The following is a 16,402-nucleotide window of genomic DNA, read 5'->3' on the forward strand; positions in this document are numbered from 1 at the left end:
TTTTATCACCCTCAACGCACAAATACGATATTGGCCGGTTTTTTCAGCCGCTGCTTCAGTAGCTTTGGTAAAAGGGGGTGGAAGTACCAGTGCTGTTCATCCAGTCGTATACAGCCGGCCTGTGCTTCTAAGACAACTTCTGTTGCTGTTATTGCTTCGATTTCAGTAAGCTGCAACTGATGCCATCTGCCCCAGTCACAAACAGGTAATAACGGCGCATATTGTAATACCCGCTCATTCTGTTTCTGTGTAGCTGCATCCAGGCGACAGTTGCCGTCACATATTCCCGCTGCCTGATTCGGGCAGGGTTCATTGCGGCCAAGACTCTGGGGAGTGATATCCAGAACTGCCGGACATAAGCCATAACGGCGAGCCCAGTCGGCCAGTGCCCGCTTGGCGGCACGTGGATGCATAAATAACCCATAAGGAGGTTGTGACAGAATACCCTCCTTGAGCGTAATAATCCGAGCCTGTAGCTGGCCATGATGGTTGGCAACAAAAGAAACTGTATACCATTTGGCTGATGTAACTGTTTCGTCAGAATATGGTTGTGCCTGTTGTTGCAGTTGATAATGACCTTGCAGCCATAAGGCATGCAAAATGCTGTTAGCCGGAACAAAATCAATAGCACAGGTTTGTTGCCACTGCCTTTGCACATTTTTATTCTGTAATAGCGTGCAGGTATCAGTAAATGCCCGTTCCAGTACCATCATTACTGTTGCCTCATGTCGCTCTTGTTGCCACAGAACCAAACCCGGGCTGTCTGGTAAAGCATATAAATGCTGGCGTAATTCAGGTTTGAGCCATGCCGGCAAATAACCTGGTTTAATGAGTGCCTGCCATTGTGCCAACCAAACAGGAGCAGTCTTCTCATGTAAACTGCATTGCAGAAATTCTGTTAGTGCCAGTACATCTCCCATTGCGCGATGACGTTCGATAGCGGCAATACTAATCGTAAAACGCTCAATAATGCTATCCAGATTATGTTTAAAGTGTTGTGGATATAATTTGCGTGAAAAGGGTACAGTATCCAGAGTTGGTGCAGCAAAGCTAATATGGCAGCGCGCGAAAGCATGGCGCAGAAAAGTATAATCAAAGCGACTATTATGAGCTACCAGCAGGTGCCCACGTAACAACGGCAACAGTTCTCCGGCAATATCAGCGAAATTAGGTGCATTTTGCACCATTTCATTGCTGATGCCGGTTAGCTGGGTAATAAAATCGCTAATGGGCTGTTGCGGATTCAGCAGCCATTGATGACGACTGATATTCCCATGATGAAAGCGCACAATAGCAATTTCGGTAATCCGGTCGTGCTCAAAGTGGCCACCAGTGGTTTCAAGATCAACAATGGCAACAGGCAAGGGCAGCGTAAACAGAACCGCTGCCAGCTCGGCAAATGCAGCGGCGTCATTATTAGCAACAATACTCATGACGCAAACAAAAACGCAAAAGAGTTGCCATTTTATACCAAAATGTCTTGCTACACAGTCAATCTGCCATGCCAGTAATATTGGCAAAACCTTGGGCATCTGGCCAGACAGATTAATGCCAAAATTATTTATTGCTAAAACAATATATTGCTTATTATTGCTAATTTTTGGATATGACTGGTATTGACAGCGATGCCAATGTTACCTATACTGCACATCTTTCACGCACCCGTAGCTCAGTTGGATAGAGTATCTGGCTACGAACCAGAGGGTCGGGCGTTCGAATCGCTCCGGGTGCACCAGATTTCCGCGCCCATCGTCTAGCGGTTAGGACATCGCCCTTTCACGGCGGTAACCGGGGTTCGATTCCCCGTGGGCGTGCCAGTAAATAAGAAAAAGCCAGTTCAGCAGAACTGGCTTTTTCTTTTATCTCCTGATTGGTTTCAGCGCAATATAAAATTTAAGCTGATTGCAGAATCTTATCACGGTAATCCTGTTACCTGAATCTTGCCGTTAATGCTTAACGTTAACTGAGTTTCACCCGCAGCAATATCCTGAACCGGAGCAGTGTCTGCCGCACGACTTAACATCACCGGCGCCGCATAAGCACCATAATTCTGCGCATCCTGACTGCTACCCAAACTCATACTCACCACTTTGTAGTCATGTCCGCCCAGTTCGTGAGCAATTTGCACCGCACGTTGCTGAAAACGTGCAATAGCCTGCCGCGTTAGCTTTGCTTCATAATTTTGCAGCGTAGTATCCGCTACCTGATAATTAATAGCAACAATAACAGCCAGATTCTGAACATCAGCAGCAAACTTGTTCAGCGCAGATAAATTCGTGCTTTTAACTTGTAGTAGCGCACTGTCCTGCCAGCCATTATCTATGCGTTTATCTTTCTGATACTCAAATTTCGGTTCAGCCGTGCGTGTCAATTGCGTTGTATTAAAATCATCATGCCGGCGTGCCGTAGCCAGAACTTGATTCAGGCGTGTGGTAACAGTATTGCTGACTTGTTGCCTATTGGTTCCCTGCTGCTGAATTTTTAACATCAGCACCATTTCATCACGAGCAACAGTTTGTGTAGCCTGTGCGCTTAACTCAACTATGCCATAATTCAATCCTTCTGCCAGACAATTAAAAGAACTGACAGACAGCAATACAGAGATCACATACGAGAAAAGACGTATATTCATTGGATAAACTCTTGTCGTAATCTGATTAAAACAGATTAGCAAAGCATTAGAATGAATACAACAATTAATTGATAAACAAGAGAAAATATGAACAACAGAAGACAGAAAAAGAAGAAAGTCTGAGATGAGGGTGGCGAGCCAAACCCCCGGCACTGGTCGCTTTAAGATGGGCTGCTTGCTTCCGCACCTGACCCGTTGTCCTAAATAACCATGCGGGGAGACCCGCCACAGCAGCGTATTATACCGATAGTTGTATTAATTCCCAAATTTTTTCGCAATTTACTGGTGAATAAAAAATGATTCTATTAAAAATATAATTATTTCAAAGAACTATACATTCGAACTAAATACGGATTTTAGTTTTACGTGCACCATAATTTGGCTGTAGCAAGGCACATTGCGGATGATTGTGGCGGCTAAAACGGCGCGCACGTCCCGGAATCTGCTGGCAGGGAACCACAACTTCCTTATTGTCCTGTACTTTATTGGTGTTATTCAGATTAGGTTTGGCTACACGTTCGCGCTGACGCGGTGCATCGCGCTCAACCTTAACTGATGAAGCCTGTGAGGCTTTATTTTCTGCCGGTGTCTGTTCCCACCAGTGTGGTTCAAAACCCTCAATCCGCTCAATCAGCAATTCATTTCCGGTTAAATCCTTAATGGCATTAAATACTTTCTGCTCCTGCTCATCCATCAGTGAAATGGCCACACCTTCAGCACCAGCCCGGCCAGTACGACCAATACGATGTACATAATCTTCCGCATTCAGCGGCAGTTCATAATTAATTACAAATGGAAGTTCGGCAATATCCAGACCACGTGCAGCCACATCAGTAGCAACCAGAACACGCAGACTGCCTTCCTTAAACTGTGCCAGCGTTTCCAGGCGGGTTTGCTGTGATTTATCACCGTGAATTGCCTGAGCACTGATACCACGACGGTTTAATTCCCGGTTAACCTGATCGACACTTTGCTTGGTATTACAAAACACAATTACCTGATTCATGTTCAGGTCGCTAATCAGTCGCTGTAACAATGAACGCTTGCGCCCGCTATCCAGAGCAATAATATGCTGTTCCACATTGGCAGAAGTCGTATTTTGTGCCGTAACCTGAATTTCTTCCGGATTACGCATAAAATCCTGAGCCAATCTCTGGATTGCCGGCGCAAAAGTTGCTGAAAACAGCAGCGTTTGACGTTGTGGTGGCAGCATTTGCATGATTTTGCGGATATCATCAATAAAACCCATATCCAACATGCGGTCGGCCTCATCCAGAACCACAATCTCCACCTTATTCAGCTGGATATTCTTTTGTTGTACATGGTCAAGCAGACGTCCTACCGTAGCAATAACAATCTCGCAGCCCTGACGCAAATCCTGCTTCTGAAGTTCCATATTCATACCGCCGAACAATACCGTCTGGCGTAAAGAAAGATTTTTCAGATAACCCTGTACATTCTGGTCAATCTGGTCAGCCAGCTCACGCGTTGGCGTCAACACCAGCATACGTACCGGGTGCATGGCTGGTGAAGTACTACTGTTAGCATAACGTTTCAGCCTTTCCAGACTGGGCAACATAAAGGCTGCGGTTTTTCCTGTACCAGTTTGCGCCGCAGCAAGTAAATCCATACCCGCCAAAGCTTTTGGAATGGCTGCATGCTGAATCGGTGTCGGTTCCTGATAACCCTGATCTGTCAGCGCAGAGACAATTTCCTGAGATAAACCCAGATTGGCAAAAGCATTCATATTAGACAACCTCCAGTTGCAGCTTGCAATGACATGCAACTGTTACGAATTCGATAGAATTGATGACTGTTCAAGTGTCAACATTTTTAAGAAGAGTGCCATAACAATAGATACAAACCATCACGTTATGGTCACAGCAACAATTTAGTCACTTATGTGAAACAATAGTGTATCATCTTTATCAATGCGTTATAAACTTGGCTGTTATCTACCTAAAAATAAATAAAAATTCGTAAAATAATCATCTAGAAGAAATAATTATAGTCATCCATAGCTAGCTACAGCTGGGCATTTATCCCCTTACTAGCAGATAACAAAATTGTAAAATTCAAATAGATAGTATAACTAAACTTTTGCTAAACACCTGGCCATAGGCTTATGCGATAATTGATTTATTAAAGTTAATTACATAGTAAGCGAGCACAGCATCATGTCAGATGAAAAAAGCAAAGCACTGGCTGCGGCACTGGCGCAGATAGAAAAAAGTTTTGGTAAAGGTTCCATCATGAAGATGGATGGTAGCCATACCGACGAAAACCTTGAAGTCATCTCTACAGGTTCACTCGGGCTGGACTTGGCTCTGGGCGTAGGTGGTTTACCCCGTGGCCGTATCGTAGAGATTTATGGCCCCGAATCTTCCGGTAAAACCACCTTATGTCTGGAAGCTATTGCCCAATGTCAGAAGGGTGGTGGCGTATGTGCCTTTATTGATGCCGAAAATGCTTTCGACCCCATCTATGCACGCAAGCTGGGTGTAAAAGTCGAAGAACTTCTGGTGTCCCAGCCTGATACCGGCGAACAGGCACTGGAAATCTGCGACATGCTGGTACGCAGTGGTGGGGTAGATATGCTAGTGGTTGATTCAGTGGCTGCACTGGTACCCAAAGCTGAAATCGAAGGCGAAATGGGAGACAGCCATGTAGGTTTACAGGCGCGTCTGATGAGTCAGGCATTGCGCAAACTGACCGGCAACATCAAAAAAACCAATACACTGGTTATCTTTATTAACCAGATTCGCATGAAAATTGGCGTGATGTTTGGCAATCCCGAGACCACTACCGGTGGTAACGCCCTCAAATTCTACTCATCCGTTCGTCTGGACATCCGCAAGATTGGTCAGATAAAAAAAGGTGATGATGCTCTCGGTAACGAAACCCGCGTCAAAGTTATCAAAAACAAAGTTGCCCCACCGTTCAAACAGGCAGAATTTGATATCCTGTACGGCGAAGGTATAAGCTGGGAAGGCGAACTGATTGATATCGGCGTGAAACTGGGGATTGTAGAAAAAGCTGGAGCTTGGTATAGCTACAATGGCAGCAAAATTGGTCAGGGTAAAGACAATGTGCGCCAATGGCTCAAAGATAATCCCGAAATTGCTAATGAAATTAACCTTAAAATTCGCAACAAAGTTGGCATCACCGCCCAGAACACCGAAGGGCAACTGGATGAAACTGACGGCGAAGCGCCTGCTGAAGAGTAAATTAGTAAAAAGCTGCCCAGATAGAGGCAGCTTTTTACTATCCAGCCACAGCAACCTGTGAGTTGGCTCGGCTACTACACATAAATAGTCCTATAAAAATAAATTTTTTGCTCGGCCAGAAATGTCACCGACAAAACATCCCCCCAGTATCAGATTTCAGAATATAAAAATATATCTATTTAAAGCACTACAATTCATATCGCCTAGTGCCATAAATTAAGTTGTCCTATCCAGTCAAAAATGCTTTTAACCCAGAATTAAGCTATGATATAAATCAGAAAAACAGCAATTCAAAGATTTCCATATCCAAAACAGCGTATAAATACACAGACCAAGTAAAAATCATGATTACCCTAGCTGAATACCAGCAGCAAACTGCCGCCGGCTATACCCATATCCCCTTAGTACAAGAAGTACTGGCAGACATGGACACGCCCTTATCGCTTTACCTGAAACTGGCGAATAAACCATTCAGCTACCTGCTTGAGTCTGTAGTCAACGGTGAGCGTTTTGGACGATACTCCTTTATTGGCCTGCCCTGTGATACCTATTTAAAAATATCTGGTAAAACCACTGAGGTTTATCAGCACGCGCAGCTGGTTGAAAAACATCAGGGCAATCCGCTAGCATTTATTAACGCATTTCAGGCCAGATACAAAACTCCGGATATCCCAGACTTACCCCGGTTTACCGGTGGACTGGTTGGCTATTTCGGTTATGAAACCATCTATCATTTTGAGCAGATTGCTCACCGCCTGAAACAGGCAGACAAACCTAATCCCATCGGTGTGCCAGATATCTTTCTGCTGCTTTCATTAGAATTGGCTGTGGTCGATAATCTGTCTGGAAAAATCTATCTGATTGTTTATGCCGATACCAGTAAAAAAGACGGTTATCAGCAGGCACGCGCACGGCTGGATGAACTGCGTACCGCCCTGCGCCAGAGCGTACAACTGCCGCTGTCACTTGGCAGCAAACAAACTGAGCCCATTGCAGAAACCGGCGAAGAGCAGTACAAAGACTATGTTAAACGAGTACGTGAATACATCCTTAATGGCGACTGCATGCAAGTTGTACCCAGCCAGCGCCTGAGCATGCCATTTCATGATAATCCACTCAGCCTGTACCGCGCTTTGCGCACCCTGAATCCATCTCCTTATTTATTCTATTATCACTTCGATGACTTTCATGTTGTCGGCTCCTCTCCAGAAATTCTAGTGCGGCGCGAACAAAACAGCGTAACCGTGCGTCCGATAGCCGGAACCCGACCACGTGGCCAAACACCTGAGCAAGATCAGGCATTGGCACAAGAACTGATTAACGACCCCAAAGAAGTGGCCGAGCACGTAATGCTAATCGATCTCGGCCGTAATGATGTCGGGCGTGTGAGCAAAATAGGGCAGGTAAAAGTAACCGATAAAATGAGTATCGAACGCTATTCCCACGTAATGCATCTGGTGTCCAATGTAGAAGGTGAATTACAGGATGGTATGTCTAATCTGGACGTACTGGCAGCCACCTTTCCGGCAGGTACGCTTTCAGGTGCCCCAAAAGTACGGGCTTTAGAAATTATCGAAGAGCTCGAACCAAACAAGCGAGGCATCTATGGCGGAGCTGTAGGCTATCTAAGTTTTTCCGGTGATATGGATTTATGTATTGCCATTCGTACCGGCGTTATCCGAAATAACACCCTATATGTACAAAGTGGTGGTGGGATCGTGTTTGATTCCGATGAAGAACTGGAGTGGCAGGAAACTCAGAATAAAGCCAGAGCCGTTATCAGAGCAGCACATATGGTGCAACAAGGTCTGGATAAATAATATATAAATTTTTATATAGCCGCAGAACATTCCAGACTTTAATACAAATTAGTAAAATCACATCTTTTTATAATTATCAAAACCATCTTTTGATCCTTTATCTGTACTAGCTTAAACTTAATCTGACAGACACCACCTACTCATCGGCATTCGTTCTAATACAATGACTGTCTGATGAGTAAAATAAATTCTCTAGGTGCTTTTCTTTAGCCAGTCCTTTTGTCTCTACCCAAGTTTGCCAAGGTGTCTTACCATAACAGTATTTCCCTGAATGTGCTCTTTCCCGATTGTAAAACTCTAGCCAAAGCTCAATATCTTGTTGTATCTCTTTCAGTTCTGTATATATTTTACGTCTAAACATAATATCATAACACTCGGTCTTCATCGTCTTATGGAACCGCTCACATATACCATTCGTTTGCGGACTGTAAGCTTTTGTTTTCGTATGCTCTATATCCTCCAAATTCAGATACAGTTCGTATGCATGACGCTCTTTATGACCGTTATACTCACTTCCTCTATCCGTCAGAATTCGTAAAAGCGCTACCTGCTCATTATCAAAAAATGGTATCACTTTATCATTGAGCATATCCGCAGCAACTAAACTGTTTTTCTCCGTATATACTTTAGCAAACGCCAGTCTTGAATAGGTATCAATAAACGTTTGTTGGTATATTTTCCCAATCCCTTTAATATGACCAACATAATATGTATCTTGTGCGCATAAGTAACCAGGATGCTGGGTCTCAATTTCACCTTGTGCCTCTCGCGCTGCTTTTGCTTTCTCTAAAGCCTGTAGCTGGCTTTCTGTTAACACAAGCCCTTCCTGAGCTACTTTTGTTTCCAGAGCGATCAGCCTTTTTTTGAAGCTTTCTAAATCGTGGCGTAACCAGATTGAACGTACGCCGCTGCCAGAGACCATTATTCCTTGCAGACGTAGCTGATTAGCTACCCGATGTTGCCCATAAGCAGGAAATTCATAAGCCATATTAACGACAGCCTGCTCAATATGAGGCTCTACGCGATTTTTCTCTATAGGTTTTTTGCGACTTATTTCCTGAAGAGCTAATTCTCCGCCCTGTTCATAGAGTTTTTTGAAGCGATAATAGCTGTCGCGACTATATCCCAAAACTTTACAGGCTTGCTGAACGTTACCTAACTGTTTAGCGAGTTCTAAAAGACCTAATTTTGGTTTAATTATTTTTGCAGATTGATTCATTACTGACACTCCATTATTGGTTTAAAATACACTAAATGTCAGATTAAATAAAGACTACTACACTTTATCACATGCTTGCTTGAAATATTTTTTCGCTAATAAGTTATTTTTTTTAATACCACGACCTTCAAAATACATTTTGCCTAATTTATATTGAGCTCTTGCATCACCTTGTTCTGCTTCTTGTTTACAAAGTGGGAAAGCCTTTACATAATTTTCTTCTCTCACTAAAAATACACAACCATCGGCAAAAACGGATGTTGAAAGCATGATAAGTAATGTCATTAATAATATTTTTCAGGATTATCCTTATATTTTTATTCTAAAAAATTTGTTTTATTAAAAACATAATAATGATGTAGTGTCTGTTTATGAGCACAAAGCACTTTTTTCCGAATAAGTCATATAAAAATATATTTAATATATAATTTTTTGAGTTTCTGCTACCCAGTTTCTTTTTTATCAATAAAATTAAAACGCTTCAAAACATCCTGCTCCTACACCTAAGTAAATTTAAGTATCAATTTTTAAAATAAAAATTCTGTATCAGGAATATCTAGAATTATCGTCTCATCAACAGGAAACGTATCAGCATAACCCATCAATGCATTCATCAATGACAAAACAAATTGAGATAAACAAGTAAATTGCTATATAACCCAGAAAATTTAAACCAGAAATCAACAGTAAATTTAAATTGGTTCCAGCCATACTTTAATATCCGTGGGCGGTGCATAGTAGGGCGCAGACGTTACCAGTAGTTCTGCGCCCGCACGAGCGTAATCTGCCACATTTAAGAGCGTAATTCCACCAGCGGCCGACAGTAAACTCTTAGGTTCCAGCATTTGGCGTTGTGCCAATACCCATACAAATTCTTCCGGTGTAAATTTATCTAGTTGCACAATATCTGCCTGTGCCTTCAACGCTGCTAACGCTTCTTCAACATTATCTGCCTCTACAATAACTTTCTTTTCGGGCACAGCCTGCCGTAAGCGCGCCATCATTCCCGCCCAGTTATCCGGTTCTGAAAAAAATGTCGATGATTGGCAAACAGCAAAATCGATTCAGCTAGACCGGCGCGATGCAAAATCCCGCCACCATCAACCACTGCTGCAATAGCCAGCGACTTAGTGCCAGGAATACATTTACGTGTACAGGCAATCTGTACTTGCGGATTAATAGCTTGTGCAATAGCCACCATCTGCGCCATATACTGAGCTACACCACCACACCATTCCAGCACATTCTGTATCACCTTCTAGCCTTGATGCTGCTTCACTGCATCACCTACGGCCGTCAACAGTACCGTACCTGCCTTACATTATCCTCATTCCTAAAATGTGCCACCACCTTTAGCGCCAGCTTCTGCAAAACCCGCAATTGCCACACCACTTATCCGACCAGCTTAGCGACGACAAAACGATATCTACCCACCTTCCTGACCAATCCCTAAAACGGGGGTAGTTAAATCACCATAAGCAATATCATTCAGTAAGAACCTGCCCAGTTCAGTATCAGATAGATAACACATATCTTTATTACCCTTATTGAATTAATTTTTTAACTAAAAAATTTCAAATTGGTATAGTCATCCTAGTGTCTATCCAAAGTGAACTGAAATAGCTTTGGATAATATAGTAGCTATAATAATCACAATTAACCTGAATAAGACATCGCCTATTAAGACAATACCAACTAAAAAGCATTGTTTAGAAAAGCGCAGATATAAAAAAGGCCGAAAACTTAATACTAAATGGAGTCAAAAGCAGCCGGTAATAACTATGGCGAAAGAAAAAGCGCGATGATAAAAGGCAAAGGGGGGTAAAAAGTACCAAAAATAAAATCTTAAAAAACAGTCATATGTTGAAATAGTGAAAAATAAAAGGATGAAGTAGTTGACAGAGGTTTAGGTGAGGCGTATAGTTCGCCTTCTTCGCTGATGACGCGACACGAAACGAACTAAACAGTTTAAAGTAGAACGCAGTCGAAAGCAACGCTCTTTAACAGAACAGATTACCGATAAGTGTGAGTGCGGATGAGCCTCACACTGATTCAGAGAGACGAGATATATAGACATATACTTGTCAATAACTTTGAAGCAGACCAGTGATTTCGGAGGGAACTTCGAGATTGCAACAAGCTAAGATTAAACATAAGAGTTTGATCCTGGCTCAGATTGAACGCTGGCGGCATGCTTTACACATGCAAGTCGAACGGCAGCACGGAGAGCTTGCTCTCTGGTGGCGAGTGGCGAACGGGTGAGTAATGCATCGGAACGTACCGAGTAATGGGGGATAACTGTCCGAAAGGATGGCTAATACCGCATACGCCCTGAGGGGGAAAGCGGGGGATCTTATGACCTCGCGTTATTTGAGCGGCCGATGTTGGATTAGCTAGTTGGTGGGGTAAAGGCCTACCAAGGCGACGATCCATAGCGGGTCTGAGAGGATGATCCGCCACATTGGGACTGAGACACGGCCCAAACTCCTACGGGAGGCAGCAGTGGGGAATTTTGGACAATGGGGGGAACCCTGATCCAGCCATGCCGCGTGTCTGAAGAAGGCCTTCGGGTTGTAAAGGACTTTTGTTAGGGAAGAAAAGCTGGGTGCTAATACCATCTAGTGCTGACGGTACCTAAAGAATAAGCACCGGCTAACTACGTGCCAGCAGCCGCGGTAATACGTAGGGTGCGAGCGTTAATCGGAATTACTGGGCGTAAAGCGAGCGCAGACGGTTAAATAAGTCAGATGTGAAATCCCCGAGCTCAACTTGGGACGTGCATTTGAAACTGTGTGACTAGAGTGTGTCAGAGGGAGGTAGAATTCCACGTGTAGCAGTGAAATGCGTAGAGATGTGGAGGAATACCGATGGCGAAGGCAGCCTCCTGGGATAACACTGACGTTCATGCTCGAAAGCGTGGGTAGCAAACAGGATTAGATACCCTGGTAGTCCACGCCCTAAACGATGACAATTAGCTGTTGGGGTACTAGATGCCTTAGTAGCGAAGCTAACGCGTGAAATTGTCCGCCTGGGGAGTACGGTCGCAAGATTAAAACTCAAAGGAATTGACGGGGACCCGCACAAGCGGTGGATGATGTGGATTAATTCGATGCAACGCGAAGAACCTTACCTGGTCTTGACATGTACGGAATCTCTTAGAGATAGGAGAGTGCCTTCGGGAACCGTAACACAGGTGCTGCATGGCTGTCGTCAGCTCGTGTCGTGAGATGTTGGGTTAAGTCCCGCAACGAGCGCAACCCTTGTCATTAGTTGCCATCATTAAGTTGGGCACTCTAATGAGACTGCCGGTGACAAACCGGAGGAAGGTGGGGATGACGTCAAGTCCTCATGGCCCTTATGACCAGGGCTTCACACGTCATACAATGGTCGGTACAGAGGGTAGCGAAGCCGCGAGGTGAAGCCAATCTCAGAAAGCCGATCGTAGTCCGGATTGCACTCTGCAACTCGAGTGCATGAAGTCGGAATCGCTAGTAATCGCAGGTCAGCATACTGCGGTGAATACGTTCCCGGGTCTTGTACACACCGCCCGTCACACCATGGGAGTGGGGGATACCAGAATTGGGTAGACTAACCGTAAGGAGGTCGCTTAACACGGTATGCTTCATGACTGGGGTGAAGTCGTAACAAGGTAGCCGTAGGGGAACCTGCGGCTGGATCACCTCCTTTCTAGAGAAAAGAAGAGGCTGATTCGCATTCACACTTATCGGTAAACTGAAAAGATGCGAGAAGAGACTGAATAAACTGGGTTTGTAGCTCAGCTGGTTAGAGCACACGCTTGATAAGCGTGGGGTCGGAGGTTCAAGTCCTCCCAGACCCACCACATATTTAAGGACGCGGGGGCATAGCTCAGTTGGTAGAGCACCTGCTTTGCAAGCAGGGGGTCATCGGTTCGATCCCGTTTGCCTCCACCACGACTCTGTAGGAAGAGGGAAGTTAAATCAGGATACTTTGGAAATTAAAGGTAGTTTAGTCTGAGTACAGACGAAGCAGAAGCTAGCTTTAATTTGCGAAGTAACGCATCGATCTTTAACAAATTGGAAAGCCGAAATCAACAAACAAAGATTGAGGCACAGGAATCGGAATCTGGAAACAGATGAAGAAGAAAGTGCTGAAAGAATTGGGTGATGATTGTATCGCTGAACAACGAAAACAAAAGGCGTTGTTCAGACAACCAAAGCAGTAAGCTTTATGAGAGTAAAGGCCTTAGTCATATTCACTAGTCAACGGTGGAGATGGCGAAGTCAAGAGGTTCTTGAAATGATAGAGTCAAGTGAATAAGTGCATCAGGTGGATGCCTTGGCGATGATAGGCGAAGAAGGACGTGTAAGCCTGCGAAAAGCGTGGGGGAGCTGGCAATAGAGCTGTGATCCCGCGATGTCCGAATGGGGAAACCCACCATGTATAAGCATGGTATCCTGCACTGAATCCATAGGTGCAGAGAAGCGAACCTGGAGAACTGAACCATCTAAGTACCCAGAGGAAAAGAAATCAACCGAGATTGCGCAAGTAGTGGCGAGCGAACGCGTAAGAGCCTGTATATGATAGCCACTGAGATAGAAGAACAAGCTGGGAAGCTTGGCCAAAGAGGGTGAAAGCCCCGTATTCGAAATTTCAGAGGTGGTACTAAGTATACGCAAAGTAGGGCGGGACACGCGAAATCCTGTCTGAAGATGGGGGGACCATCCTCCAAGGCTAAATACTCATCATCGACCGATAGTGAACCAGTACCGTGAGGGAAAGGCGAAAAGAACCCCGGGAGGGGAGTGAAATAGAACCTGAAACCTGATGCATACAAACAGTGGGAGCGGAGTAATCCGTGACTGCGTACCTTTTGTATAATGGGTCAACGACTTACATTCAGTAGCGAGCTTAACCGATTAGGGGAGGCGTAGGGAAACCGAGTCTTAATAGGGCGATTAGTTGCTGGGTGTAGACCCGAAACCGAGTGATCTATCCATGGCCAGGTTGAAGGTGCCGTAACAGGTACTGGAGGACCGAACCCACGCATGTTGCAAAATGCGGGGATGAGCTGTGGATAGGGGTGAAAGGCTAAACAAACTCGGAGATAGCTGGTTCTCCCCGAAAACTATTTAGGTAGTGCCTCGAGTAAGACACTGATGGGGGTAAAGCACTGTTATGGCTAGGGGGTCATTGCGACTTACCAACCCATGGCAAACTAAGAATACCATCAAGTGGTTCCTCGGGAGACAGACATCGGGTGCTAACGTCCGGTGTCAAGAGGGAAACAACCCAGACCGCCAGCTAAGGTCCCAAATGACAGATTAAGTGGTAAACGAAGTGGGAAGGCCGAGACAGCCAGGATGTTGGCTTAGAAGCAGCCATCATTTAAAGAAAGCGTAATAGCTCACTGGTCGAGTCGTCCTGCGCGGAAGATGTAACGGGGCTCAAATCTGTAACCGAAGCTGCGGATGTCAGATAACTGACATGGTAGGGGAGCGTTCTGTAGGCCGAAGAAGGTGTGTTGAGAAGCATGCTGGAGGTATCAGAAGTGCGAATGTTGACATGAGTAGCGATAAACAGGGTGAAAAGCCCTGTCGCCGAAAACCCAAGGTTTCCTACGCAACGTTCATCGGCGTAGGGTGAGTCGGCCCCTAAGGCAAGGCAGAGATGCGTAGTCGATGGGAAACAGGTTAATATTCCTGTACTTGATTCAAATGCGATGTGGGGACGGAGAAGGTTAGGTCATCGATCTGTTGGAATAGATCGTTTAAGCCGGTAGGTGGAGCACTTAGGCAAATCCGGGTGCTTAACACCGAGAAGTGATGACGAGTGTCTACGGACACGAAGTGACTGATACCACGCTTCCAGGAAAAGCCACTAAGCTACAGTTTGAATGAAACCGTACCGCAAACCGACACAGGTGGGTAGGATGAGAATTCTAAGGCGCTTGAGAGAACTCAGGAGAAGGAACTCGGCAAATTGATACCGTAACTTCGGGAGAAGGTATGCCTCTGATGGTTAAGGATTAACTCCGTAAGCCGTTAGAGGTCGCAGAGAATAGGTGGCTGCGACTGTTTAATAAAAACACAGCACTCTGCAAACACGAAAGTGGACGTATAGGGTGTGACGCCTGCCCGGTGCTGGAAGGTTAATTGAAGATGTGCAAGCATCGGATCGAAGCCCCAGTAAACGGCGGCCGTAACTATAACGGTCCTAAGGTAGCGAAATTCCTTGTCGGGTAAGTTCCGACCCGCACGAATGGCGTAACGATGGCCACACTGTCTCCTCCTGAGACTCAGCGAAGTTGAAATGGTTGTGAAGATGCAATCTCCCCGCTGCTAGACGGAAAGACCCCGTGAACCTTTACTGTAGCTTTGCATTGGACTTTGAAGTCACTTGTGTAGGATAGGTGGGAGGCTAAGAAGCAGAAACGCTAGTATCTGTGGAGCCGTCCTTGAAATACCACCCTGGTGACTTTGAGGTTCTAACCCGGATCCATCATCTGGATCGGGGACCGTGCATGGTAGGCAGTTTGACTGGGGCGGTCTCCTCCCAAAGAGTAACGGAGGAGTTCGAAGGTTACCTAGGTCCGGTCGGAAATCGGACTGATAGTACAATGGCACAAGGTAGCTTAACTGCGAGACCGACAAGTCGAGCAGGTGCGAAAGCAGGACATAGTGATCCGGTGGTTCTGAATGGAAGGGCCATCGCTCAACGGATAAAAGGTACTCCGGGGATAACAGGCTGATTCCGCCCAAGAGTTCATATCGACGGCGGAGTTTGGCACCTCGATGTCGGCTCATCACATCCTGGGGCTGTAGTCGGTCCCAAGGGTATGGCTGTTCGCCATTTAAAGTGGTACGTGAGCTGGGTTTAAAACGTCGTGAGACAGTTTGGTCCCTATCTGCAGTGGGCGTTGGAAGTTTGACGGGGGCTGCTCCTAGTACGAGAGGACCGGAGTGGACGAACCTCTGGTGTACCGGTTGTGACGCCAGTCGCATCGCCGGGTAGCTAAGTTCGGAAGAGATAAACGCTGAAAGCATCTAAGCGTGAAACTCGCCTGAAGATGAGACTTCCCTAGGGATTTAATCCCTCTAAAGAGACGTTCGAGACCAGGACGTTGATAGGTCGGGTGTGGAAGAGTGGTAACACTTGCAGCTAACCGATACTAATTGCTCGTGAGGCTTGACTCTATCATTTGAAGGACTTCATACATGAGAGCATGTACAGAAGAAATGATAAAAGCTTACTGATGAATACACATCACCAAGATTAAGGCTTTCTGATTTGACAGTTTAATGTCTGGCGGCCATAGCAGGTTGGTCCCACGCCTTCCCATCCCGAACAGGACCGTGAAACGACCTAGCGCCGATGATAGTATGGATGCCCATGTGAAAGTAGGACACCGCCAGACTCCCCATAAGAAGAACCCGGTTGAGAGATCAGCCGGGTTTCTTGCTTTGGCTAAAGGCTAGAAGGCAATGAATATAGATGCCTGCTAGCAAAACATAACAGCAGCCTT

The 16,402-nt window shown here is 45.4% G+C and carries 8 protein-coding genes, 4 tRNA genes, 3 rRNA genes, 1 other RNA gene and 1 pseudogene; 9 read left to right on the forward strand and 8 right to left on the reverse strand.

Translation table 11 applies throughout. The features are described 5' to 3' along the window. Window positions 1-11 precede the first annotated feature (11 nt). The gene (locus BGI33_RS04820; protein WP_180297096.1) at window positions 12-1,433 is read right to left on the reverse strand and encodes a 3'-5' exonuclease; all 1,422 of its coding nucleotides are present in this window, start codon (window positions 1,431-1,433) and stop codon (window positions 12-14) included. Window positions 1,434-1,658: 225 nt separating this feature from the next. Between BGI33_RS04820 and BGI33_RS04825 the strand changes: the two genes are divergently transcribed. Then, window positions 1,659-1,735, forward strand: a tRNA-Arg gene (locus BGI33_RS04825). 7 nt (window positions 1,736-1,742) lie between these two features. Then, a tRNA-Glu gene (locus BGI33_RS04830) sits at window positions 1,743-1,817 on the forward strand. Window positions 1,818-1,915: 98 nt separating this feature from the next. Here BGI33_RS04830 and BGI33_RS04835 read toward each other — a convergent pair. The 3 genes and pseudogenes from BGI33_RS04835 to BGI33_RS04845 form a co-directional block, all read right to left on the reverse strand. Next, window positions 1,916-2,632, reverse strand: a complete 717-nt coding sequence (locus tag BGI33_RS04835) for an SIMPL domain-containing protein (RefSeq protein ID WP_100090187.1) — start codon at window positions 2,630-2,632, stop codon at window positions 1,916-1,918. Window positions 2,633-2,761: 129 nt separating this feature from the next. After that, an RNA gene (gene ffs / locus BGI33_RS04840) (signal recognition particle sRNA small type) lies at window positions 2,762-2,859 on the reverse strand. A 286-nt stretch (window positions 2,860-3,145) separates the two neighbouring features. After that, window positions 3,146-4,379 (reverse strand): annotated as a pseudogene (locus tag BGI33_RS04845) (DEAD/DEAH box helicase); the annotation flags it as partial. A 430-nt stretch (window positions 4,380-4,809) separates the two neighbouring features. Here BGI33_RS04845 and recA point away from each other — a divergent pair. Together recA and trpE are read left to right on the forward strand one after the other, a co-directional pair. Then, window positions 4,810-5,859, forward strand: a complete 1,050-nt coding sequence (gene recA / locus BGI33_RS04850; protein ID WP_100090189.1) for a recombinase RecA — start codon at window positions 4,810-4,812, stop codon at window positions 5,857-5,859. A 344-nt stretch (window positions 5,860-6,203) separates the two neighbouring features. Continuing rightward, window positions 6,204-7,679: an anthranilate synthase component I gene (gene trpE, locus BGI33_RS04855; protein ID WP_100090198.1), complete on the forward strand. Its 1,476-nt coding sequence runs from the start codon at window positions 6,204-6,206 to the stop codon at window positions 7,677-7,679. Between the two features lie 136 nt (window positions 7,680-7,815). Here the strand turns inward: trpE and BGI33_RS04860 are convergent, their stop codons facing one another. The 4 genes from BGI33_RS04860 to BGI33_RS13400 all read right to left on the reverse strand — a co-directional run bounded on the left by BGI33_RS04860 (window position 7,816) and on the right by BGI33_RS13400 (window position 10,153). Then, on the reverse strand, window positions 7,816-8,898 hold the full coding sequence (locus tag BGI33_RS04860; protein WP_100090190.1) for an IS481 family transposase: 1,083 nt from the start codon (window positions 8,896-8,898) through the stop codon (window positions 7,816-7,818). 57 nt (window positions 8,899-8,955) lie between these two features. Beyond that, window positions 8,956-9,183, reverse strand: coding sequence for a tetratricopeptide repeat protein (locus BGI33_RS04865; RefSeq protein WP_100090191.1), 228 nt, complete (start codon window positions 9,181-9,183; stop codon window positions 8,956-8,958). A gap of 407 nt (window positions 9,184-9,590) precedes the next feature. Continuing rightward, a complete protein-coding gene (locus BGI33_RS13395; RefSeq protein WP_218965134.1) occupies window positions 9,591-9,902 on the reverse strand; it encodes a hypothetical protein in 312 nt (103 codons plus the stop codon). Next, entirely contained in the window at window positions 9,899-10,153 is a 255-nt protein-coding gene (locus BGI33_RS13400; protein WP_218965135.1) for a hypothetical protein, read from the reverse strand. The genes BGI33_RS13395 and BGI33_RS13400 overlap by 4 nt, the downstream gene beginning before the upstream one ends. 893 nt (window positions 10,154-11,046) lie before the next feature. Here BGI33_RS13400 and BGI33_RS04875 point away from each other — a divergent pair. The 5 genes from BGI33_RS04875 (at window position 11,047) to rrf (ending at window position 16,294) form a co-directional block, all read left to right on the forward strand. After that, a 16S ribosomal RNA gene (locus BGI33_RS04875) occupies window positions 11,047-12,585 on the forward strand. A 77-nt stretch (window positions 12,586-12,662) separates the two neighbouring features. Further along, window positions 12,663-12,739: transfer RNA gene (locus BGI33_RS04880), tRNA-Ile, on the forward strand. 15 nt (window positions 12,740-12,754) lie between these two features. Then, window positions 12,755-12,830 (forward strand) — tRNA-Ala (locus BGI33_RS04885). Between the two features lie 353 nt (window positions 12,831-13,183). After that, a 23S ribosomal RNA gene (locus BGI33_RS04890) occupies window positions 13,184-16,073 on the forward strand. A 108-nt stretch (window positions 16,074-16,181) separates the two neighbouring features. Then, a 5S ribosomal RNA gene (gene rrf, locus BGI33_RS04895) occupies window positions 16,182-16,294 on the forward strand. The 16S, 23S and 5S rRNA genes sit together here with 2 tRNA genes alongside, the layout of an rRNA operon. Window positions 16,295-16,402 lie beyond the last annotated feature (108 nt).

It is taken from the genome of Snodgrassella alvi (genome assembly GCF_002777425.1).
GTDB classification, from domain to species: domain Bacteria; phylum Pseudomonadota; class Gammaproteobacteria; order Burkholderiales; family Neisseriaceae; genus Snodgrassella; species Snodgrassella alvi_B.

Coding starts and splice junctions, on each gene's coding strand:
- BGI33_RS04820 (WP_180297096.1), bottom strand. CDS start 1,433: ATGAGTATTGTTGCTAATAATGACGCCGCTGCATTTGCCGAGCTGGCA.
- BGI33_RS04835 (WP_100090187.1), bottom strand. CDS start 2,632: ATGAATATACGTCTTTTCTCGTATGTGATCTCTGTATTGCTGTCTGTC.
- recA (WP_100090189.1), top strand. CDS start 4,810: ATGTCAGATGAAAAAAGCAAAGCACTGGCTGCGGCACTGGCGCAGATA.
- trpE (WP_100090198.1), top strand. CDS start 6,204: ATGATTACCCTAGCTGAATACCAGCAGCAAACTGCCGCCGGCTATACC.
- BGI33_RS04860 (WP_100090190.1), bottom strand. CDS start 8,898: ATGAATCAATCTGCAAAAATAATTAAACCAAAATTAGGTCTTTTAGAA.
- BGI33_RS04865 (WP_100090191.1), bottom strand. CDS start 9,183: ATGACATTACTTATCATGCTTTCAACATCCGTTTTTGCCGATGGTTGT.
- BGI33_RS13395 (WP_218965134.1), bottom strand. CDS start 9,902: ATGATGGCGCGCTTACGGCAGGCTGTGCCCGAAAAGAAAGTTATTGTA.